Genomic DNA, 22,300 nt, shown 5'->3' on the forward strand with positions numbered 1-22,300 from the left:
TTTAACCGAAGAATAGAGGCAGGACGCTAGTCCGCCTCTTCTTCGTGAATATACTCGCGTTAGCTGCGTTCATCGAACAGGAGGTGTGACTCTCCTTATTTCGTGATATTACCGTCAGCATCACGTTTCACTTGCATACCTGCTACTGGAATGTATCCCAAGTCTACGACATCCGTTTTTTGGATTTCATCTGACAGAATGTAGTCAAGGAATGCTTTCACATGCTCTTTTGGCTCACCTTTAGTGTACATATGCTCGTAAGCCCATACTGGATATTTACCTTGTTCTACATTTTCAACGTTAGCTTCAACGCCATCGTATTTCAAAGTAGTTACTGTGTTGTCGATGTAGGACAGAGCCAGATAACCAATCGCACCCGGTGTTTCAGCAATCAGTTTTTTCACAGTACCGGAGGAATCTTCTTGAATGGAGCCCGGCAGATCTTCCGTTTTTTGTCCCAATGCGTATTTTTCAAATGTTGCACGAGTACCGGAGCTGCTTGGACGGTTTACGATAACGATTTTTTGATCTGCACCGCCAACTTCTTTCCAGTTCGTGATTTTACCTGTAAAGATTTGTACCAATTGATCTTTTTTCAGGTCTGTAACGCCTACTTTAGGATTCGCTACCGCTGACATGGCTACAACAGCTACTTGGTGATCGACCAGTTCATCTGCGCCGCTCTCCAGTTTTTCTTTTGCAAACACGTCGGAGTTACCGATGTCCGCTTGTCCGCCGGAAACTTGAGTCAAGCCAGTACCGCTACCGCCGCCCTGTACTTGAACTGCAATGCCTTTATATTTATCGACAGCCATAAATTTTTGTCCCGCTTGCTCTACCAATGGTTGAAGTGCAGTGGAGCCAACAGCCAGAATATTTCCTGTCAGTTCAGCAGCTGCTTTATTGTCTGTTCCTGTAGCAGCTTCTCCTTGTGGTGCAGCATTGTTACCTGATCCGCAAGCTGCAAGTGCAAATACCATGGTGAGAGTCATCAGAATGAACGGCCATTTTTTCAACATTTTTTATTGTCCTCCCCTTAGTTAAGTGACGGTTTTTTATTTATGACCATCAACACTTTTACATTGTAGGCCTGGAATGTTAGACGAACGACGTGGTTTTGTAAAACAAATATAAAATATTGATAGATAAATTTTTTTTCGGTATATAATTAATCTATAGTTTGAAATTCACATATGAATGACATATAAGGAGAGCTGCTGGATTCCATGAATATTCTAAAATTGCGTATCTTGATGCTGATCGACAAATTCCATAAGGCGACGGATGTGGCCGAAGCTTTGCAAGTCAAACAACCTACCGTCAGCTTTCATATGAAAAGCTTGGAAAAGGAAATGGGTGTTTCCCTATTCTCTCTTCAACAAGGCAGGATTATGCTAACGGAAGCTGGAAAAAAATTATTACCTTACGCAAAACAGATCATCTCTCTGGAGCAAGAAGCTAGACAAGCTGTAGATGAACTGACAGAAGAGTCACAGAGTCAATTACATCTGAGTGCAGAGTCGATATCAGGTACGTATCTCCTCCCCACTTTGATGGCTAAGTTTGCTCAACGATATCCAGATTGTCGTATTCAGTTGGAGATTCAATCCCCGGATGCCATTAAGCAGCTACTGAAACAGGGAGAAATTGATTTTGCTTTTCTCGACGATAGAGATTCTCTTTCAGAGTATACGGTGGCAGAGCCAGTGGCTTCAGATCAAGTAGGAGTTATCCGTTCTGCATCTGCACTTGCACCTGCATCCATATCAGAGGAGTTCGATGGACCCGATATGCTGGACAAGCACACATGGGTAAAATATAGCGGTTCATCAGTTGTAGATCAGTATTCCTCGCTAGTTAAGCCTCATCTGGAGATCAACTCTTGGGAAGCGGTAAAGCAAGTCGTAAGCGGCGGAGAAGCGCTTGCCTTCTTTCCTGCAAGTGGAGTCGATAATAATGAAAATGCTGTTCCCTCGGTGGAATGGCTTCCTTATCCCGAGGCTGATAACAAAAGGAGTCATTATCAAATAAACATCGTGTACCAACAAGATACACACATGAACTTGACGCAACAGGCATTCCTTGATTTCATACGACGAGAAGGACTGGAAATAAAAAGCTAGAGAACATAAAAAAAGAGCATCCAAGTCTTATTGACTTGAATGCTCTTTTACTTGTTGTAACGAATACATACAGCCTCGGTATTATTTCGAGACTTTAATTACGCTTGTGCTGGAACGCAGCTAATTTTGATCAGGTTCGTAGAACCGGAATCACCAAGAGGTACGCCCGCAGTAATCACAACCAAATCGCCCTCTTTAACGAGGCCAGATTTGCGACCGCCTTCCAGCGCATTGTCAAACAGACTATCTGTTGTGTCAACGACTGGTCTGCCTTGTACTGCATGTACACCCCAGATCAGAGCCAAACGGCGAACTGTTCTTTCCTGTGTTGTAACAGCAACAATCGGAGCTTCAGGACGGTATTTAGAAATCATACGCGCCGTTGTTCCGCTTTGTGTGGACGTCAGGATCGCTTTGGCATGCAGGTCAAGCGCAGAAATAGAAACGGATTGGCTGATTGCTTCTGTAATACTAATTTCTTGAGCCGTTCTTTGTTTTTTGAACAAATCACGGTAGTTCAGAGAAGACTCAGCTTTTTCTGCAATACGTGACATCGTCAATACGGATTCTACCGGATATTTACCCGCAGCTGTTTCGCCGGACAGCATAATTGCGTCTGTTCCGTCAAAAATAGCATTCGCCACGTCACTTGCTTCCGCACGAGTCGGACGCGGGTTACGTTGCATGGAATCCAGCATTTGTGTTGCCGTAATAACAGGCTTGCCAGCAACATTACATTTGTTAATCATCAATTTTTGCGCCAGAGGCACTTCTTCAGCAGGAATTTCCACACCGAGGTCACCACGAGCAACCATCAGGCCATCCGAAGCTTCCAAAATTTCATCCAGGTTGTCAACACCTTGCTGATTTTCTATTTTGGAGATGATTTGAATATGACTTGCGTTGTGTTTCGCCAGCAATTCGCGGATTTCCAGCACATCACTTGCTTTACGAACAAAAGAAGCCGCGATGAAATCAATGTCCTGCTCAATACCGAAAATGATATCATTAGCATCTTTTTCCGTAATACCAGGCAAAGAAATAGCGACGCCTGGAACGTTAACGCCCTTCTTGCTCTTGATCGTTCCGCCATTAACAATGCGGCATTTGATTTCAGTGCCTGATACTTCAATAACGGTGAGTCCGATCAGACCATCGTCGATCAGAATGGTGGAGCCGGGCTCCACGTCCGAGGGAAGATCTTTGTACGTAATAGAAATACGATCTTGCGTACCGAGAATTTCTTCCGTTGTCAGCGTAATGAACTCGTCCTGAACAAGCTCAATAGGTTCAACTTCGAGCTTTCCTGTCCGGATTTCCGGCCCCTTCGTATCGAGCAAAATAGCAACGTTCTTGTTAAGCTCCTTACAAGCTTGACGGATGTTTTTAATCCGGTTGCCATGCTCCTCGAAATCACCGTGAGAGAAATTCAGGCGGGCTACGTTCATACCAGCCAAAATCAGTTTCTTCACATTTTCCAATGACTCACTGGAAGGACCGATGGTACATACAATCTTAGTTTTGCGCATTTGGGTTTTTCCTCCGTTTTCAAAGGTGCTACTCTTTATATCTTTTTCCAACAATTAAATCTACTACACTTTTTCCTATTTGTATAGGAAGTTCGTCATATTTATTGTTACCCGTTTACAGCGTATTACAACATAGGCTCAGATTCCGAAGACTTCAAGAAGGTGTATTGACCTATTTTTCGGAATTTTTGATACCGATCTTCCCTCAATTCATCGCAGCTCATATTCGTAAGGTCTGCCAAATGACGTTCCAATAGCTCCTTGATTGCGGCAGCGGTCACTTCATAGTTACGATGCGCGCCCCCTTTCGGCTCCGGCACAATATCCTCGATAATTTCCATGCGCAGGAGGTCATTAGCCGTGATCTTCATGGCTTCAGCTGCCTGATCGGCCTTGGAAGCATCTTTCCATAGAATCGAGGCAGCACCGTTTGGAGAAATGGCCGAATAAATGGCATGTTCCAGCATCAGCACACGGTTACCAACTGCAAACGCAAGCGCACCGCCGCTTCCACCCTCGCCGATGACCACACAAATAACAGGCACCGAAAGCTTTGCCATCTCCCGCAAGTTGCGGGCAATCGCTTCCGATTGACCTCTCTCCTCTGCTGTATTACCCGGATAAGCGCCCTTCGTATCAATGAATGTAATAATAGGGCGTTTGAATTTATCAGCCTGCTGCATCAGACGCAAGCCTTTACGAAATCCTTCCGGATGAGCACTACCAAAGAAACGTGCAATGTTATCTTTCGTATCCTTACCACGCTGTTGACCAATGACGGTCACCGGAATACCATTTAGCTTGGCAATTCCGCCCACAACCGCCAGATCGTCTCCAAACAAGCGGTCGCCGTGTAATTCAATAAAGTCCGTAAACACCTGCTCAATCAGATCAAGAGACGTTGGTCTTTGATGATGACGAGCCAAATGCATTTTTTGTGGTGCTGTAATGTTCGAATATATTTCTTCTTCCATCTCGAGATAACGGTCCTCGAGACGGTTGATTTCATCTGTAAAATCAATTTGCTTATCCTGTCCGAATTGCTTGAGTTCTTCGATCTTCTGTCGCATCTCGACCAGGGGCTTTTCATAAGGCAATTCACCAGCCATCTATTCCACCCCTTTCACACTGTGCAGATCAAGCAGTTGCCCGAGGGTATCACGCAGTTCCTTGCGGTGTACAACCATATCCAATTGTCCGTGCTGCAAATTAAATTCGGATGTTTGAAAATCATCCGGCAACTTCTGTCTGATTGTCTGTTCAATTACAATACGCCCTGCAAAGCCGAATACAGCTCCTGGCTCCGCAATATTAATATCTCCAAGCGTAGCAAAGCTGGCGGATACTCCGCCTGTAGTCGGGTCGGTGATAACAGAAATATAGAGCAAGCCCTGCTCATCCAGACGAGCAAGAGCAGCACTTGTTTTGGCCATCTGCATCAAGCTTAAAATACTTTCCTGCATACGTGCCCCGCCAGAAGTTGAGAAAATAATTAGCGGCAGACGCTTGTCTATTGCTTGCTCAATGGCGCGTGTAATTTTCTCTCCTACGACCGAACCCATACTGCCAGTAAAAAAGTCAAAGCTCATCACAGCAACGACAACAGGATGTCCATAAATAAGGCCGTCGCCTGTAACGACAGCCTCTCGCAAGCCAGATTTCAGGGTCTGTTGCTCCAGCTTGCTCGCATATCCTGGAAAGTCCAGCGGGTCAACCGAAATCATATCTGCATCATATTCCGTAAATGTGTCTTCGTCGAGCACCATGCGAATGCGATCCATTGCATTCAAACGCATATGGTATCCGCACACCGGACACACTTTCAAATTTTTCTCTAGTTCTTTGCTGTATTGAATACTTCCGCACTTGCCACATTTGGTCATAAGACCTTCGGGAATTTCCCGTTTGGGACGATCCGGCATGTCCGCTTGATCGCCGCTCAGCGCCCGTTCCGAAGGGATGGTCGCGTATTTACGCTTCTTTTGGAATAAATCTTTAAACACAACTACACCTCTCCAGCCGTTTATTTGTCAGCCGTAACCGATACAAGGTCCTCTGCCGTCTATGCGGCACCTCTAAGCATTATGTTCATACACACGTCAACGCCTGTTACTAAAACATTACCGCCGATCGTGCATCCTTTGTTCCACTCATGCTGCTGTATCACTTCCGCCGTTCCGGACTCAAGGGCGCAAAATCGAATTAAGCACTTCCTGTATTTCTTCGACTTCACCCGAAGGCACAAGTATCTCAAACTGTTGCTTGGATGCGCTGATGGCCCGGGCCTGCACCATAAAACCTTCTTCAGACAGTTTGAGCTTAATCATGTCAGCCAGTCTGGCCGTCGGTGCAATATAAATCACCGTCCACATGCCTTGTTTCTACCCCCTAAGCCTCAAGTTTTGAGCCCATATAATAGACTCATGATAACATACCTTACTTTTTTCCCGCAACAAAAGCCCCCCTGATCATTCAAGTTCCGTCGGAGGGCCTAGAAAATCATCAACTCTGTCCACACAGGTCAATTAAGCGTCCAATGATGCAGGATAATGCTTAGCATGGAGGCTCCGATGTGCAATGCGCGAAGAAGCAGCGGCAGCCAGTCCGGCGACAAGATCGTCTAAAAACACATGAATACCACTGCCTTTTTGGTTCAGCTGTTCAATAATCCCCGTCTTTTCCTTATCCAGATAACCAAAACTGGTTAAGCCGATCATACCGTACACACTCGTAATTCCAAGAGCCAGTGTCTCGTCCACTCCGTACAGCGGTTCGTCAGCCTCCATAATGGCTTGCAATGGCTGGGGGAGAAGTTTTTTTTCGGCCAGTTCATCAAGCGCAATACCTGTGAGCAACGTATATTGAACCTCGCGCTTTTGCAAAACCGCTTTGACACTGTCTATACATTCTTCCATCGTCAAATGAGGATAATATTTTAGCTGAAGCTGAAAAACAATGTCCGCAATGGACTCGATCCGAATGCCTCTGCGATTTAACAAAGTTTCTGCATATTCATAGGACATAATTTCCCTCCCGCTTTCACCGTGCAGTTCTATTCTTTCACCGTACGGGACCTTATGGTGCAGGGTACGTGTTGAATCTCCTGTTCCGCCAGTTTTCCAAGTGTATGCTGGAGGGAAGGAAAATGTTCATTAAACCGTTACAATAAGGGCGCTTTGCTGTGTGCCTATCATTTGACTTTCACTGTGCCTTCACCCAACATCGACTCCATTTGATCAAAAAGCTGAGGAGAAGGCTTAATGTTGTAAGCATCGCTCAACGCAAGCAGACGCTGGTTGCTCTCATAAAAAAGCACGGTAGGCATAGCACCGGGATGCTCCTGTAGCAGTGCCTTGAGACTGACCAGCAAGCTGGCGTCCTCCTCGGCCTGGCGGGTGATTTTGACAAACACCCGCTGACGAGTGGTCGACTCCACGCTGCGCGGGCCCGGCACCTGCTCACCGCGAGCCGCTTCGGCTCCGCGCGGTGAAGTAGCCGTCACAGGACGGGCCGCCTTCGGCTGAGGCGAAGCAGATGCAGTGGCTGCCGAAGGCGAGGGTGACACACGCGGCGCTCTCCCACCCGCGCCGCCAGCAGCAGGGCCAGCAGCAGGGCCAGCAGCTGGTACGGATGCTCCAGCTGTGGCGGACGAGCGCGTACTGGCACGTCGGCGCTGGAGGAGCCGTGCCAGCGAGTCTTCCGCCAGCGGGGCGGTCTCATCCGCAAGGAGCTTGAAGTGCTCGTCCTGCTGCTGCATCTTGGCTCGAAGCGTAAGCAAAGCTCCCTTTTCAATCCACTGCTGGCTTCGCTTCCATACCTCAGGAAACAGCACAACCTCACAGCGCTCAATCTGATCCTCCAGCTCAATAAAGGCCATAGCCTTACCCTGCTTGGTCGTAATCGTTTTGAGTGACACTACCATGCCTGCAGTCACAACAACCGTTTCATCGGGGACATCGCCCAGCTCCATCAAACGATCCGCCTCGCTGCTTTCCAACAGCGACTCAAAATCATCCAACGGATGCCCCGATAAATACAGTCCCAGCAGTTCACGTTCCAGCTCTAATTGCTGGCTGGCACTAAATTGGGGTACATTGGGATATTCGATATCCCAATTGGGCATTTCCACAAAACCAAACATATCAATTTGCAAGTCATCCCGTTCCTTGCGCCATTTGACGGCTGCATCCACCGTTTCATCCAGCATGGCAAGCAACTGTGCCCGATGACCCGTCAACGAATCAAAGGCCCCTGCCTGAATAAGCGATTCAATTACTCTCTTATTACATACCCGCAAATCGACACGTCGACAAAAATCGAGCAGGCTGTCGAAAGGCCGTTCCTTGCGAACAGCGAGAATGCTCTCCATCGCCTGTGTGCCGACATTTTTAATCGCAGCCAGGCCGAAGCGGATGCCTCCCTGCTGTAACGGAGTAAACAGCACTCCGCTCTCATTCACATCAGGTGGCAACACTGCGATATCCATACGACGGCATTCGACAACATATTCAGCCACTTTCCGATGACTTCCCATCACCGCTGTCAGCATTGAAGCCATAAATTGTACCGGATAATGGGCCTTTAGATAAGCCGTCTGAAATGCTAGCACACCATAAGCAGCTGCATGGGCACGTGGGAAGCCATAGTCAGCAAAACGGACAATCATATCGTAAACCCTTCCGGCCTCTTCCTCCGTGTATCCCTGCTTGATACTGCCTTCGACAAAATGCCCGCGCTCCAGATCCAGCACTTCGCGCTTTTTCTTGGACACAGCCCGGCGCAACAGATCGGCTTCTCCCAGGGAAAAACCCGCCATGCGCGAAGCAATCTGCATGATTTGCTCCTGATACACAATAATACCGTACGTGTCCTTTAAGATCGGTTCCAGGTCAGGATGCGGATAAGAAATCTCAATCTGACCATGTTTGGCCTGTATAAAGTTAGGAATAAATCCCATCGGGCCCGGACGATACAAAGCCAGGACAGAAATGATATCCTCGAATACACTCGGCTTCAAATCCTTGAGTACCCGGCGTACACCAGCCGACTCCAGCTGGAATACGCCTCCTGTATCTCCTTTGCCTAACAAGTCATAGGTATGTGGATCATTATCGGGAATACGGCTAAAATCAGGCGTTTCTCCATGGTCTTCCGCAATCCAGTGTATGCACCGTTCAATAATGGAGAGTGTACGCAGCCCAAGGAAATCCATTTTAAGCAAACCAATGCGCTCTAGATTTTCCATCGAGTACTGCGTCAAAGGTACCCCTTCACTCCCCTCTTGAAGCGGAACCGCATCGGTCAATGGAGTCCGCGAAATGACAACACCTGCTGCATGTGTCGAAGCATGACGAGGCATTCCTTCAACCTTGATCGCCATATCCAGCAGTTCACGTGTCTTGGGCTTCGTTTCATATAGCGTTTTCAGCTCCGGGGTAATTTCCAACGCATGACGGATATTAATGCCTAGCTGCGCCGGAATCAGCTTGGCTGCCTTGTCCACCTCGCCATATGGCACGTTCAATACACGACCGACGTCACGGACAGCGGCTCTTGCCGCCAGCGTTCCAAAGGTAATAATTTGCGCTACATGCTCATTTCCGTACTTTTGTACTACATAGTCGATAACCTCGTCACGCCGTTCATCACTAAAATCAATATCTATATCCGGCATACTAATTCGTTCGGGATTCAGAAACCGTTCAAAGAGCAGGTTGTATTTCATCGGATCGACATTCGTGATGTTAAGCACATAGGCAACCAAACTGCCTGCTGAGGAACCCCGCCCCGGTCCCGTTGCTATCTTATGCTTATGAGCGAAGGCAATAAAATCCCATACAATCAGGAAATAATCGCTGAAACCCATACTGTCAATGGTATTTAACTCATAGTTTAGCCGTTGGTTCAGCCTTTCCCGTTCTTCCGGCTGCTCCCATCCGGGATCGCTTCCATAGCGATGCTCCAGCCCTTGCACGCACAAATTGCGTAAATAGGACGAAGAGGTCATTCCTTCCGGCAGCGGACGATATTCAGGCAAAATGGATTGACCGAATTCCAGCTCCAGTTCGCATTTTTCAGCAATACGCACCGTGTTGGCGATGGCTTCTGCCACATGCGGGAATAAACGAGCCATATCCTCCTGACTTTTCAGATACAACTGACGTGTTGGTATACGCAAGCGCTCCTCATCGTCAACTGTCTTCCCAGTCCCGATACAGATCAGAACGTCCTGCACGTCTGCATCTGGCTCAGTCAAGTAATGCACGTCATTCGTCGCCACCAGTGGAATATCCAGTTCCTTCGCCAGTGCGATCAAGAGAGGATTTACGCGTTTTTGCTCCGAGAGACCATGATCCTGGAGTTCCAGATAAAAATCATCGCCAAAAATGTTACGATATCGCTCCGCTGCTCGTCGTGCTTCGGCTTCCCGACCATGCAGTAAATGCTGCGGCACTTCACCGCCCAAACAAGCGCTCAGGCATATGATACCTTCATGATGGGCAGCCAAAGCCTCCATGTCGATGCGCGGCTTGTAGTGAAAGCCCTCCAAATGGCCGATGGAGCACAGCTTCATCAGATTTTGATAGCCTGTTTTATTTTTGGCGAGCAAAATTAAATGATATATGGGCTGATCCTTCCGGCTGCCACGCTCCTTGCGCGATCCTGCCGTCATATAGGCCTCACACCCGATAATCGGCTTAATGCCGTTTTCTACACACGCTCTATAAAAAGGAATGGCACCGTACATGACCCCGTGATCTGTAAGGGCCAGCGCCTTCATTCCGTAAGCTGATGCCTGTTTGACCAACTCCGCGGTACGAGCCGCGCCGTCCAGCAGGCTGTACTCGCTATGAACATGCAAATGCACAAATGAACTCATGCGCTTCTCTTCCTTTCACCGCTTGATTTTCTTCAAACTATTTTATCATATCCGCGTTAGTAGCGCCCATAGAATAAAAGTACAGACCTCGGCGGACAAGCGCGGTCCTGATTCGTATACCTAAGGAGGAAAAGAGCATGAGCACTTTTATATCCAAAGCGATTCTCGACTTCTTCATTGCCTTCGGCATCGTGCTCGGGGGAGCCATGCTCGGCGGAATGGGAGCTGTGGTATCGCTTCAGCCGCCTACCCAGACGATGCTGGAGGTTGCTGGAAGAATTAAAATATGGGCGCTTGCCGCTGCTGTGGGGGGGACGATGGACCCGATCCGGGTCATTGAAAGCAATATGTTAGATGGTAATTTGTCACCTGCCATTAAGCAGATATTGTATTTGATTTTCGCCTTTTTAGGCGCTCATATGGGTGCAGAGCTGGTCAAGTGGGTATGCGGCAACGGACGACCGTGAGGTGAAACGACTATGAGAGTCCCCCCTTTTGAGCGCCTGCGCCCTTTTATGCAATTATCCTCCGTCTTTGTACTCGGTATGATTACGGGAGGAATGATCTACAATGCCATCTGGCATGCCAGCTTCAATCAGCTATGGACGAACAACCAGGATCTTCAATTCCAGCTCCAGCAAGCCGAGGAGGACAACAAAACATTGCGCAAATACAGCAAGCGCCAAACCGTTGTCAAAGAGATCAAGCTGATTCCGGAGGAAGCTTCGGCCGAAAAAATTGATTCTATTAACCTAAAGGAACTTCTGCGCCGTGTCAGTCGTGATCTGGAGGTGCTGCGTGGCAGAGATATGTTTGAGATTGACTCTGACAGCAAGCTGGTACGTATGTTGCTGCACCAAAAAAAATACACCGTTCGTGACAAGGAGTATACGATCCAGGTCAAAACGATGCTTGTAATGGAAGGTGTGCTGCAAATTTGGCTGGAAGCAAAAGAAAGATTGCCTGAAAGCCACTAAGTCGATCTATTCGCCTTCACACCTTGTTCCAATCCATTGGTAGACTAACCATGTTCAATGGATTGAAGCGTCATCACTGCTTTGCATACCAAATGATTTTCCCGTGAAATTGCAATTTCTAGCTTGCAGGTACGGCGACTCATCTCAAGCAACAACGGACGAAGAACGACAGCATCCTCTATCTGTACGGGTCTAATAAAATAAGTCGTTAAATTGTCCAGCACATAATCCTTGCCGGTCATGTCTCTAGCTGCCCGGTAGCCCGCTTGTGTCATCACGTTGACCAGTACGCCTTCCGAGATCGTACCTAAATTGGTCGCCATTTGCGGAATGATAAAACCGCGGAAAAATAACGATCCATCCTCATTACGCTCTTCAGCAAACCCGTTCCAGATCAACTGGTCGAACGTCTCGCCAAGTTGTGGCTGCTTTTGGGCGTTACGTAGCGCCTCCAGCACCTCACGCCGTGTAACGGACCCGAGCAGCTTGCGGTTGCGGTCCACGACCGGCAAGTAATCCACACCTTCCCACGCCATCATTTGCGCGGCTGAAGCCAGCGAGGTCTGGTAAGTGACCGTTATCGGATTGCGGATCAGACATTTATCCATCGTATGCTCAGGTTGAAGCCCCTCCACATCTTTGCGGCTGACGATACCAATTAAACGATTCCATTCATCCACTATTGCAAAATGATGATGTCCAGTCGTCACCGAAAGTTCTTCAAACTCGGTAAGCGTGCTGTTGATTTTCAAGGTCAACGTTTTCGGTTTGCCTGCCGCAATGTCTTCAATCAGCATAATTTTCTTTTTGATCAAGCGGTCAAATATGGCTCTATTAATCATAGATGCCACTGTAAAAGTATCATGACGTGAGGAAATAATCGGCAGACTGATCTTGTCTGCGAGCTGCTTAACCTCTCGGCTCGTACCGAATCCCCCTGTAATCAGCACACCTGCCCCCTGCTCCAATGCAAGTGAATGCGCATCCTCACGGTTACCAACGATCAGCAAACTGCCAGCGTCAATATAACGGGCCATAGCTTCCTCGCGCATCGCCCCAATAACATACTTGTGCAAGGGCTTCTCCAGCCCCTCACTTCCGCCCAGCACATGTCCCTCTACAATATTCACGACATCTGCAAAGGTCAGCTGCTCGGACAAGCCGCGCGGACGCTTCTCTACTCGTACTGTTCCGATCCGTTCCTTGGTAATGACAATTCCCAGGTTCTCGGCTTCCTTCACGGCCCGATAGGCCGTTCCTTCGCTGACGCTCATTTCTTTAGCCAACCTGCGCACAGAAATTTTGGAGCCTATTTTCAACTGCTCGATATGTCGCAATAGCTGCTCATGCTTCGTAACTGTTTCATCTAGCCCGTCCAACTCTGTTACACCCCCAACGTTCAATCTGTATCATTCTGTATCTATTATAGCACAAAATACCTTTATTTTAGACCTTTGTTCATTTTGAGTTTTCTGCTTCGGAAATAGCAAAAAAGCGATCCCCTCTATTACAAGGACCGCTTCTTACTATGATTGATTTGTATCTGGGGGCAATCCCAGGACAAGCTAAAAAAAACTCACTGCATGCTACCTTTGTCAGCTTTTTTATCCCATTTCATCTGCCACTGCTGCATTTTGGCCCGCCGCACACGCTCCAGCGTTTTGCGCTTTTCCTCATCCACACCCAGCAAAAAATGCATGTTCGCCCCGATGACTAGCAGCGCAAAAAGTACCCATACTATCCCAAAGCCGTTGACCCAGTTCAAACCGCCTGCAAGCGAGATGCGTGGTAACGCAACCAAGACCATAGCCAGCGCAATCAGTGTGTACAAACCGTGTTTCCATTTTTTAAAAGAACCCAATCGTATCCCTTCCTCTCCCTGTGACTCTATGTATCTAGTCTATGAGAGGACAGGAAGGAATATGAGACAAACTTACAGAGATGAACCGTACAAATCTTGAAGACTGTCTGCAATAATTTTGTTAACATCCTCAATAATCACGCTCAAGCGGCGTTCAGCGTCGAACAGGCGTCGGATGTTGAGGTTCAAGCTAAGTACCTCAAACAGCTTCTCCATCTTTTCCATCTCTTCCTGTGCTGGCATATCGCCGCTCATCATCCGTTGCTGTACTTCCATTTGGCGTTCACGGAAATCGTCGAGCATTTTCTTGGCTTCTGGATCGGTTTCGATCAGCTTCATCGCTGACGTAATTTCCTCTACCTCTTTGCTTTCCTTCAATGCTTTCGCTAAATCATGGGCTTTGTCATAGATGTTCATGATTGTTTATTCCTCCAATACAAGTTTAGTGTCAACATTTCACATTGTCCGTCAATCACCAAGGGATATATGTCCTCATATGATGAATCAGTGCTATTACAGCCCATTCACGTTTCCCGTTACTTTCAAGACATCAAGTTGCTGCCCGGAAGGAGATCCACGATGTCCATCAAAAAAACAACGATTCAAATCATCGGATCGGGCATCTTGCAGGATGACGTACTCATGGTCGGCGAGTCCCTGCTTCGCAAATGGAAAATATCCGCTGGCCACCCCGTTCAGCTCGCCTTCGGTTCGTTCCGCCAAGAGGTTACCGTCATATCGGTGCCCCGCTACAGCGGCCTACGTGTGGGAAGCGTGCTAGCCCGAAAAATGGGGCTTCATGCCAATTGTGATCTGCGAGTAACCTACAGCCGAGGTCGCCGGACACTTCGAGTGGGCCCACTTATTAGCGTGCTGGTCAGTCGGGACTATCCCGAACAGCCCGACAAGCCTTTCGGGTCGATCACCCTGTTCTGCCGTGAACTAGTCGGGGAATGCCGCAGACAAGGAGCATATGTGTATTTTTTCACCCCGGAGCATATCGGAAGTCAGCCCGGGCGAGTTCAGGGATGGGTGTATGACGGAGGCTGGAAAAAGACGGTCATGCCCGCAGGCGATGTCGTCAATAATCGTCTTACCTCCCGTAAACTCGAGAACAGAACTAGCGTACAGCATTTCATGAAAGAAGTAAAATCGCAGTACGGCACGACCATTTTTAACGAAAAGTTTCTGGATAAGAATGAAGTATTTGATGCGCTTAAATCAAATTCTTCCCTGCGCAAGTATTTACCCGAGTCCCACTTGCTGCAAACCTTTGCTGTTTTCAAAAAAATGTGCAACCAGTATCCCGCTGTTTTTCTCAAGCCAGTGCGCGGAAGCTTAGGTAAAGGCATAATGCGCATTAACAAGCAAACCGATGGCACCTTTTCGGTGTTATCCACAACAGCGGGCACGCCCCGCAAGCAAACGTATGCCAACGTAGATAAGCTGTACAAAAGCTTAGCGGGAAAAATGAAAACAACACGCTTTCAACTCCAACAGGGACTTACCTTGATTGATCACGGTAAGCGTCCGGTCGACTTTCGTGCGCTTGTACAGAAAAATTCGTCCGGAACCTGGACCGTAACATCCATTGTCGCCCGGATCGCTGGAGGAAGCCACTTTGTGTCCAATCTGGCAAGAGGCGGCACGCTGAGCACAGTCAAGGAAGCACTTGCCAAAACCACGCTGCCCGCAACCGTTAAATCGAATGGGCATACCTCTCTGAAAACAGCAGCACTGGATATCGCAAGCGGAGTGGAAAAAGAAATTCCCGCCCATTTCGCGGAATTTGGTATTGATCTGGCAATAGATAGCACAGGGCGCATCTGGTTGCTGGAGGTCAATTCGAAGCCATCAAAGAATGACAACACGCCGTTAAATGATCAGAAAACTCGCCCGTCCGTTAAAAAAATGATTGAATACTGCTGTTATTCAGCCGGCTTCAAATGAATTCATCTCTTCCAGAGTCTGGCTGCCAAAGGAGCTGTTGTCGGTGTCTCTTGTTGTGCCAGGTACGCTGGGCGTGCTTGTTAGCCGGAATCAGGCCGTCACTCCCCCTATTACCGAAGCCGATTTTTGCCGCAGGCTAAGTCTGTTGGGCAGGCGCTCTGGTCTTAGCGTAATGGCGTTTACCGCCGAAGGAGTCTCACCTGAAGATCACTCCATACGAGGTTATGTTTATCGTAACGGAGTATGGACATCCGGCCGCTTTCCGTTGCCAGACATTGTGTATAACCGCTGTCTCCATGTCCACGAGAGCCAGAATGTCAGGCGCACACTGGAAGACATGGCGGAGCAAAAATCGCGCAAGCTCATCTACTGGTCGCGTAACTTACCTGGCAAATGGCAGGTGTATCGCGCTTTGCATGCGGTAGATAAAGTGCGTCCCTTTGTGCCGCCTACGGCGCCTTACCGGGACACGACTCAGCTTGTGGAATGGCTACGACGCCATTCGGAGCTGTTTATGAAGCCACAGACCGGAACACATGGCAAGAGCACACTGTATCTCCGGCTGGCAGAAGGAGGTCAGGGACTACTTGTACAGGGTAGAGACTCCCGTAACCACCCGTTCCGGCGCTCGTTTTCCGAATTGGATGCAGGATTGTCATGGATCCACGGAATTGCACACAAACGCGCTTATATCGTGCAGCCTTATTTGAAATTAACAAGCCAAAGCAATCATCCCTTTGATGTTCGCGCACTCATACAAAAGGATGGCAACGGCTATTGGTGCCTGACGGGCTTTGCCGTAAGAGAAGGCAGAAAAGGAACCCTGACTTCTAATCTGCACGGTGGAGGCGAAGCCCATCCTGCTGAGCCTTACCTTCGTGAACAATTTGGCGCGGACACCACGCGTCTCATCATCAGGCAGATGATGACGCTGTCCTTGACCATTACCAGGGCGCTGGAGGAACGTTATGGCCGCCTTGGCGAGTTGGGAATTGATTACGGTATTGACCGGATCGGGAACATCTGGCTATTGGAGGTTAATTCCCGACCTGGGCGGGCCTCCTTTTTTCAGACCCGTCAGCCAGAGTGCGCTTTCCAGTCGGTCAACCGCCCGCTCGAATATGCTCGATATTTAATGACCCATTCCAAAGCGACAGGGCCAAAGGGCGCGGACGCCTCCCTTGAACATACGGTATAGGAGGATAAACAGATGAGTTTAACGCATTGCAATGTGCATTTCTCACAGCAGCCCGACAAGGTGGCGTATATATCCACTGCCTTGTTGAAAAGCCTTAAATTATCCGGAGCCAAGTCCGTTCGTCTGCGGCTCGGTAAGGATCAGATCCCCGCTACAGTAAAACCAATTCAGAAGGCGGGACGCCATCTATACTTGACCTCCGGCTTACGTAACGCAATCCGTGTTCCCAAAAGCGGGTCCATCTATTTGCGAAATCTGGATGGTGATATACAGCTAGGGCCGTTGATTGGCGTGCTGTCTGACGGTACCACCTCCACCACTCGCCCTTTCGGATCACGCACAGGCTTTATTAAGCAACTGCTGAAGGAAGGTAGCAAAAAATCGTATATTTTTGCCTTCACCCCTCGGGATATCAACTGGCAAAATGATACGATTAACGGCTATTTTCTGTCATCCAGCGGGGAATTTACACGTAAACTTGTACCTTTGCCAGACGTGATCTATAATCGTTTGCCGAGCCGTCGCTCTGATTTTTCCCCGGCGATCAATCAACTACGCGAACGTTTTTCCCGCAAACGAATTCCCTTCTTTAACTGGAGCTTTTTCAATAAGTCCGATATCTATAATCTGCTGGAGAATAACCCAGATGTTAACCGCTATGTCCCTGAATCATACACGAATCCCAGCTCTGAACGTATCCGAAGTATGCTGGAGCGACATCAATTTGCTTATTACAAGCCAAGTGGAGGCAGTCTCGGTAAAGGAATCTACCGTCTGTCCCATGTTCCCAAGCAAGGATATTATGTGAGGTACCGTAAGAAAAATAGCAATGTATTGCTAAAATTCACCTCTTTTAACTCCATGCTCAGGATGCTTCACTCCAATCAGGGACAGATGCTAAAGGGTTATGTCATTCAACAGGGCATCCAGCTGATCGAGATTGACAATTGCCCGATTGATTTCCGGTTTCACATGCATAAAAATGGAAATAACCAGTGGGTCGTTGTCGGCATTGGAGCTAAAAAATCCGGACGTGGCAGTGTCACAACCCATATCAAAAATGGCGGCTCCCTTATGACACCTGAACAGGCGTTGAACCGGGTATTCGGAGACCGGGCGGGTGAAGTGCTTCAACGTGCCAAGAACGTAGCAGTTACGCTCGCTGAAGCCATTGAACACCACCACCAGCATCTACTGGGTGAAATCGGCTTTGATCTGGGCATTGATCAGGATGAAAAGGTATGGATGTTTGAAGCCAACTCCAAGCCAGGCCGATCCATTTTTCAGCATCCATCGTTGCGTGCGGAGGGTAAAGCATCCGTGGAGCATATTTTGGACCACTGTCTTTACCTCAGTAAATTCCGCAGAAAAGAGGAACTATGAATACCCGGGCGGAGCATAAGCCAGTCGTTGCTGTATTGACAGTGCACGACGAAGGGCAATTTTTCAAGGGCAATCAGCGCAATTTCAGGGATATTCTTGAAACGGGAACACGGATGGGATATCAAGTGTACATTGTTACCGTCAGGGACCTGAAACTGGCAGATGAGACGGTTAAGGGCTATGTCTTCAACAAGAGCTTACAGACGTGGGAGGAACAGAATTTCCCACCTCCACAGGTCATTTATAATCGCATCCCAAACCGTAATTATGAACTTAAAACCTCTGTGCGCACAAAGTTGGATGAAATTTCACATGCCTCAGGCATTGAACTGTACAATCCAGGCTTTTTTAACAAATGGGAACTGTTCAAGTGGTTGCGTACCTCGGAAAGCACTCGTCAGCTTGTTCCGGCAACCAAACGGTTAAGCAACCTGTCTTCATTAGGAAAAATGCTGTCTGCGTATCCATACCTGTATCTCAAGCCGGAAAACGGTAAGGCCGGAAAAGGGATTATGATTCTTAAATTCCACCCAGACCATCTCATGGCTTACAGACTGACCATTCAGCATGACAAAAAAAGTGTAACCTACAAATCTGTATCGCTATCCCGGCTGTGGGGACGTATCCGCCGGGAAGCAGGCAACTCGCCTTATATCATTCAACAGGGTATCGATCTGGCAACCTATCAGAAAAAACCCTTCGACCTGCGTATCCTGGTACAAAAAAATATCCGTGGCTCCTGGAGTATAACCGGGGTCGGTGCCAGACTGGCGGGTAAAGGGAGCATCACCACACATGTCCCGCGTGGCGGGAGTGTAGAGGACCCGTTCAAGCTACTGTCCTCGCTGTTTGGGCCTGAGGACAGCACGGATCTACTGAACAAAGTTAAAAGTACGGCCATACAGATTGCACGTCAAATTGAACGCGCATCCGGTCTTTCTCACGGCGAAATGTCCATGGATTTGGGCGTGGATACGCTCGGAACACTCTGGTTTTTTGAGGCCAATGCCAAACCGATGAAATTTGACGAGCCGGAAATCCGCCAAAAGTCGCTTAGACGCATATTCCAGTACAGCTCCTTTTTGGCCGGACGATTGAAATCATGATCAAGGAAGTGGAATCATGCCGCAAATTAGCGATGTTCAACATTTGCCTGCCCGGAGCTGGCTACTGAGACGACGACAGTTGCTGTTTTTGGCCCGCAGTTCAGGGGGCATGCGCATTACTCGTAATGCTCTGCGGCAGTTGGCAGTTTTAACGCCCGAGCTATTGAACACCCCTGGCTCCTCCCTCCTGTGCGCATATGTGCGCACGGAGAAGGGGCTGCGGATTGCGGGATTTTCCCTCGCTCTGAATTACGGGAAGGATGCTTGCATCGTAATTGTTCGTCCGCTTTACCGGGGCCGCAGACTGGGCGCTAGACTGCTGTCCGCCCAGCTCAAACAGCTGCGCCGTCTGACGTGCAGCGTAGCCGCCGACAATATGTCCAGTCTCAAAACCTGTTTCCGCGCTGGACTTGTTGCGCACGAAATGACAACTGGACCGACCGGGAAACCCACGCTGATATTTCACGGGGAGTTATCCCAAGATAAGCAGACGGCAGAGGAAGGTGGAATGCTGTGCCAAAACCTGTCCTAGGCATCATGACCTTGTATTTGAACAACAAGAAGCAATTGGAGGAGCGCGACATATATGAGCGCATGATTGCAGAAGGGAAAAGGCTGGGACTGGATATGTATGTATTCACTCCTGCAGATGTCCACAAGGATCGCAGGCTGCTCCTTGCCCAAATCTATGATCCACACAGCGGAAAATGGACCCGAAAATGGCGAGAGTTTCCAGATATGATTTTCGACCGTTGCCGGGTTCAGCGCAGTGAGCGATATCGTCAGTTGAAGCAGTTCCGATTGCAATACACAGACCTTGTATATTTAAACCGACCGCTGAGTAACAAGTGGGTCATTCATCAGCAGCTTGCGAGGAGGTCTGCCTTTCGCGCCCATTTGCCTGCAACAGAGCTGTTCAGTGGATTTCATAGTGTAAAACGGATGCTTAAACAGAATTCACTAGTGTACCTCAAGCCGATTAACGGTACGGGAGGCCGCGGCATTTTACGTATTGAACCTGTTAACAAGCAAGGAGGCCTGTATCTGATTGAGGGCCGCAATCGCAAACGCCATATTATTCCCCAGCAGCGGGTACGTCTAGACCGTCTGGAGCCGCGTCTGAGCAGCTGGAACATGGATAACTACATTGTTCAGGAAGGCATTCCTGTGCAGTTGCCGAATGGCAGAGTCCATGATTACCGTATGCTGGTACAGAAAAATAGCCAAGGAGTATGGGAGCTAACCGGATGCGCCGGGCGAATCGGGGCACATCGGAGTGTCACTTCCAACCTGCATGGTGGAGGCAAGGCGGTACCGATGAGCCAATTGCTGACGCAATGGATTCGTGATGAAAGCCATAGAGAGAAAATCATCAAGCAAGGGGAAAAACTCGGACTGGACATCGCTGCATATCTGGAAGAAAGCTACGGGGCATTGTGCGAGCTTGCGCTCGATTTGGCAATTAATAAGGACGGTCATATATACGTGCTGGAAGTCAACCCGAAGCCAGCCCGTGAGGTCTTTTCACGTATTGGTGAAAAAGAAACCTATCGCCGTTCCATCGCCAAGCCCATGGAATATGCTTTGTGGGTCTACCACACACAAATTAATCCTAAGCCTCAGACGGACTACAAAGCAGAAGATAAAACAGAAGATAAAGCAGAAAATAAGACAGAGAATAAGACAGAGAATAAGACAAAGGAAGGCTCCACGTAAAGTGGCTGCCTTCCTTTCTTTTTTCGTCTGCCCGACAGTACCAGCATGTTTTAATTATATGGTGCGTCGAGCCTATTTATAACCAATTACCTGTGTTTCACAGTTACTCGGCGTTTTTATAAAGTGTAAGCAGTTGCGTAAAGTCTGTAATAATCGCATCGGACCCCTTCAACTCATCGTTCACACCAAATCCAGCATAAGCGCAACCGATCACCGTCTGTCCGTTCTTTTTGCCTGCTTCCACATCTGAGGAACGATCTCCTACCATCCATACGTTCGAAATATCGTGCTTGCTCAACAGAATTTCCAGCAAATTCACTTTGGAAAGCGTGCTGTACTCCCCAGCACTGTACAGTCCTTCAAAAATGGGAACCATTTCATACGCAGCAGCGATCCCCTTTACATAGTCCTCCAGCCCGTTACTGGCTACGAACAATCGAACACCTTGCTCATGAAGGGTCTGGAGTGTTTCTTTTACATGTGGATACAGGGCATGACTTCCGTTCTTCAATCCTTCCAGTTCCAGCTGAAGCAGCAGCTCGTCCGCTCTTCTATGGGCCGCTTCGCTGGCTTCCGGCATCACTCTTCTCCAGATTTCATCCAGCAGCATGCCCAAACTATTCAAAATAAGCTCCTCGGGAGGAGTCTCTCCTTCATAAAGCCCTTCGGCGCGCAGCGTATCAAACAGCTTGTGGTACGCAGGAAGCAATAGCGTCTCCGTCTGAAAAAGTGTACCGTCCATATCAAATACCATAGCCTCAGGTTTCTTCAACACAGGTGCATTGTTCATGTAGTTATCAGTCATTCCTTTCCTATGTAGGTTTACAACTCTAACCCCTCTCATGATAAGCAATAAGAGAGGTCCGTGTAAACCTCATTGCGCATACCGCTAACTCTTATATTTTTTTAAAACAGTCCTGAAACAATGCAAACCACCCCACATATCCGTGTGTAAAGCACCCCGTGGAAGCTTGAGATCCACACCATTCCAATACGAAAATCCCACCTGCTCTATCCATTGCTCCATCGCTGACAGGTCCACTGTAGGGTAATCAAACGTCAGCAGAAGCATTCCGTCATCGCGTAAGGTCCGGTGAAATTCACGTAAGGCTGCCAAAGATTCATCAGGTGTTAAATGCTCCAGCACCGAAATACATACAATTTTGTCAAAACTGGCATCCTCATAGGGCAGAGCCGTCAGATTGGCATGTGCGGAGTGGAGCCGAACTGGCAAAATCTCCTGAATGCGCTCGGCAGCCTCCTCTCCGATATCCCGCCGCACCTCGGCCAAAATGGCATCCACGGAAATGATCCGAATATCCAGATCGCAGGCATAGACCTGAGCGCAACGGCGGGCCAACTCAAATTTGAATGGATGTGGGATTCCACATGCTGCGTCCAGCACTGTATCTTGCCCAGACATAAATTGAAGACACCACTCATACTCATAGGGGCGACTCCACCAGCTTTGGGGGAGTCTGTAAATCATGCTGGAGGAGTTGGGATCAGAATATACAAAAAAGCGAGACAGATACGGGTCAGACATGTTCATGGATGCTGCCTCCTTTTAGGGATGA

The 22,300-nt window shown here is 48.4% G+C and carries 21 protein-coding genes; 9 read left to right on the forward strand and 12 right to left on the reverse strand.

Translation table 11 applies throughout. From position 1 onward, the window contains the following. Positions 1 to 95: 95 nt before the first annotated feature. Entirely contained in the window at positions 96 to 1,019 is a 924-nt protein-coding gene (locus MKX30_RS13320; RefSeq protein ID WP_025722004.1) for a phosphate ABC transporter substrate-binding protein PstS family protein, read from the reverse strand. 207 nt (positions 1,020 to 1,226) lie between these two features. Here MKX30_RS13320 and MKX30_RS13325 point away from each other — a divergent pair, with 207 nt between their 5' ends. Further along, positions 1,227 to 2,123 (forward strand): LysR family transcriptional regulator, encoded by an 897-nt coding sequence (locus tag MKX30_RS13325; protein ID WP_028542897.1) that lies wholly within the window; start codon positions 1,227 to 1,229, stop codon positions 2,121 to 2,123. 98 nt (positions 2,124 to 2,221) lie between these two features. Here MKX30_RS13325 and pyk read toward each other — a convergent pair whose 3' ends face one another. From pyk to MKX30_RS13355, 6 genes are all read right to left on the reverse strand, one after another. Beyond that, the gene (gene pyk, locus MKX30_RS13330; protein ID WP_023987907.1) at positions 2,222 to 3,652 is read right to left on the reverse strand and encodes a pyruvate kinase; all 1,431 of its coding nucleotides are present in this window, start codon (positions 3,650 to 3,652) and stop codon (positions 2,222 to 2,224) included. Between the two features lie 125 nt (positions 3,653 to 3,777). Continuing rightward, the gene (locus MKX30_RS13335; RefSeq protein ID WP_023987906.1) at positions 3,778 to 4,761 is read right to left on the reverse strand and encodes an acetyl-CoA carboxylase carboxyltransferase subunit alpha; all 984 of its coding nucleotides are present in this window, start codon (positions 4,759 to 4,761) and stop codon (positions 3,778 to 3,780) included. After that, on the reverse strand, positions 4,762 to 5,655 hold the full coding sequence (gene accD, locus MKX30_RS13340) for an acetyl-CoA carboxylase, carboxyltransferase subunit beta (RefSeq protein WP_013309586.1): 894 nt from the start codon (positions 5,653 to 5,655) through the stop codon (positions 4,762 to 4,764). 180 nt (positions 5,656 to 5,835) lie between these two features. Next, complete coding sequence (locus tag MKX30_RS13345; RefSeq protein WP_013309585.1) at positions 5,836 to 6,024, reverse strand: hypothetical protein; 189 nt, start codon at positions 6,022 to 6,024, stop codon at positions 5,836 to 5,838. Between the two features lie 153 nt (positions 6,025 to 6,177). Next, positions 6,178 to 6,675: a phosphatidylglycerophosphatase A family protein gene (locus MKX30_RS13350; RefSeq protein ID WP_023987905.1), complete on the reverse strand. Its 498-nt coding sequence runs from the start codon at positions 6,673 to 6,675 to the stop codon at positions 6,178 to 6,180. A 167-nt stretch (positions 6,676 to 6,842) separates the two neighbouring features. After that, positions 6,843 to 10,532 (reverse strand): DNA polymerase III subunit alpha, encoded by a 3,690-nt coding sequence (locus MKX30_RS13355; protein ID WP_071558957.1) that lies wholly within the window; start codon positions 10,530 to 10,532, stop codon positions 6,843 to 6,845. Between the two features lie 137 nt (positions 10,533 to 10,669). Between MKX30_RS13355 and MKX30_RS13360 the strand changes: the two genes are divergently transcribed. Both MKX30_RS13360 and MKX30_RS13365 read left to right on the forward strand, forming a co-directional pair. Beyond that, on the forward strand, positions 10,670 to 10,999 hold the full coding sequence (locus MKX30_RS13360) for a YtrH family sporulation protein (protein WP_013309582.1): 330 nt from the start codon (positions 10,670 to 10,672) through the stop codon (positions 10,997 to 10,999). A 12-nt stretch (positions 11,000 to 11,011) separates the two neighbouring features. Next, on the forward strand, positions 11,012 to 11,509 hold the full coding sequence (locus MKX30_RS13365) for a hypothetical protein (protein WP_023987904.1): 498 nt from the start codon (positions 11,012 to 11,014) through the stop codon (positions 11,507 to 11,509). 44 nt (positions 11,510 to 11,553) lie between these two features. On the opposite strand, the gene MKX30_RS13370 is transcribed toward MKX30_RS13365, so the two are convergent. From MKX30_RS13370 to MKX30_RS13380, 3 genes are all read right to left on the reverse strand, one after another. After that, positions 11,554 to 12,888, reverse strand: coding sequence for a DRTGG domain-containing protein (locus tag MKX30_RS13370; RefSeq protein WP_013309580.1), 1,335 nt, complete (start codon positions 12,886 to 12,888; stop codon positions 11,554 to 11,556). A 197-nt stretch (positions 12,889 to 13,085) separates the two neighbouring features. Then, positions 13,086 to 13,370 (reverse strand): hypothetical protein, encoded by a 285-nt coding sequence (locus MKX30_RS13375; RefSeq protein ID WP_013309579.1) that lies wholly within the window; start codon positions 13,368 to 13,370, stop codon positions 13,086 to 13,088. A 72-nt stretch (positions 13,371 to 13,442) separates the two neighbouring features. Continuing rightward, positions 13,443 to 13,787, reverse strand: coding sequence for a YlbF family regulator (locus MKX30_RS13380; RefSeq protein ID WP_013309578.1), 345 nt, complete (start codon positions 13,785 to 13,787; stop codon positions 13,443 to 13,445). Positions 13,788 to 13,949: 162 nt separating this feature from the next. Here MKX30_RS13380 and MKX30_RS13385 point away from each other — a divergent pair, with 162 nt between their 5' ends. Genes MKX30_RS13385 through MKX30_RS13410 form a run of 6 tightly spaced genes read left to right on the forward strand, consistent with a single transcriptional unit; the run spans position 13,950 to position 20,723 of the window. Then, a complete protein-coding gene (locus tag MKX30_RS13385) occupies positions 13,950 to 15,320 on the forward strand; it encodes a YheC/YheD family endospore coat-associated protein (protein WP_023987902.1) in 1,371 nt (456 codons plus the stop codon). A 43-nt stretch (positions 15,321 to 15,363) separates the two neighbouring features. Continuing rightward, positions 15,364 to 16,518, forward strand: a complete 1,155-nt coding sequence (locus MKX30_RS13390; protein ID WP_103744401.1) for a YheC/YheD family endospore coat-associated protein — start codon at positions 15,364 to 15,366, stop codon at positions 16,516 to 16,518. Positions 16,519 to 16,530: 12 nt separating this feature from the next. Next, the gene (locus MKX30_RS13395) at positions 16,531 to 17,901 is read left to right on the forward strand and encodes a YheC/YheD family endospore coat-associated protein (RefSeq protein ID WP_013309575.1); all 1,371 of its coding nucleotides are present in this window, start codon (positions 16,531 to 16,533) and stop codon (positions 17,899 to 17,901) included. Continuing rightward, on the forward strand, positions 17,898 to 19,007 hold the full coding sequence (locus MKX30_RS13400; RefSeq protein WP_103744402.1) for a YheC/YheD family endospore coat-associated protein: 1,110 nt from the start codon (positions 17,898 to 17,900) through the stop codon (positions 19,005 to 19,007). Before MKX30_RS13395 ends, MKX30_RS13400 begins: the two co-directional genes overlap by 4 nt. Before the next feature lie 16 nt (positions 19,008 to 19,023). Then, on the forward strand, positions 19,024 to 19,539 hold the full coding sequence (locus MKX30_RS13405; RefSeq protein ID WP_023987899.1) for a GNAT family N-acetyltransferase: 516 nt from the start codon (positions 19,024 to 19,026) through the stop codon (positions 19,537 to 19,539). After that, on the forward strand, positions 19,521 to 20,723 hold the full coding sequence (locus MKX30_RS13410; protein ID WP_028542900.1) for a YheC/YheD family endospore coat-associated protein: 1,203 nt from the start codon (positions 19,521 to 19,523) through the stop codon (positions 20,721 to 20,723). The genes MKX30_RS13405 and MKX30_RS13410 overlap by 19 nt, the downstream gene beginning before the upstream one ends. Before the next feature lie 103 nt (positions 20,724 to 20,826). On the opposite strand, the gene MKX30_RS13415 is transcribed toward MKX30_RS13410, so the two are convergent. Together MKX30_RS13415 and MKX30_RS13420 are read right to left on the reverse strand one after the other, a co-directional pair. Beyond that, complete coding sequence (locus MKX30_RS13415) at positions 20,827 to 21,528, reverse strand: HAD family hydrolase (RefSeq protein WP_013309571.1); 702 nt, start codon at positions 21,526 to 21,528, stop codon at positions 20,827 to 20,829. A gap of 84 nt (positions 21,529 to 21,612) precedes the next feature. After that, complete coding sequence (locus MKX30_RS13420; protein ID WP_068940180.1) at positions 21,613 to 22,275, reverse strand: class I SAM-dependent methyltransferase; 663 nt, start codon at positions 22,273 to 22,275, stop codon at positions 21,613 to 21,615. Between the last annotated feature and the right edge of the window lie 25 nt (positions 22,276 to 22,300).

It is taken from the genome of Paenibacillus sp. FSL P2-0173 (assembly GCF_038008045.1).
In the GTDB taxonomy this organism is placed as follows: domain Bacteria; phylum Bacillota; class Bacilli; order Paenibacillales; family Paenibacillaceae; genus Paenibacillus; species Paenibacillus polymyxa_B.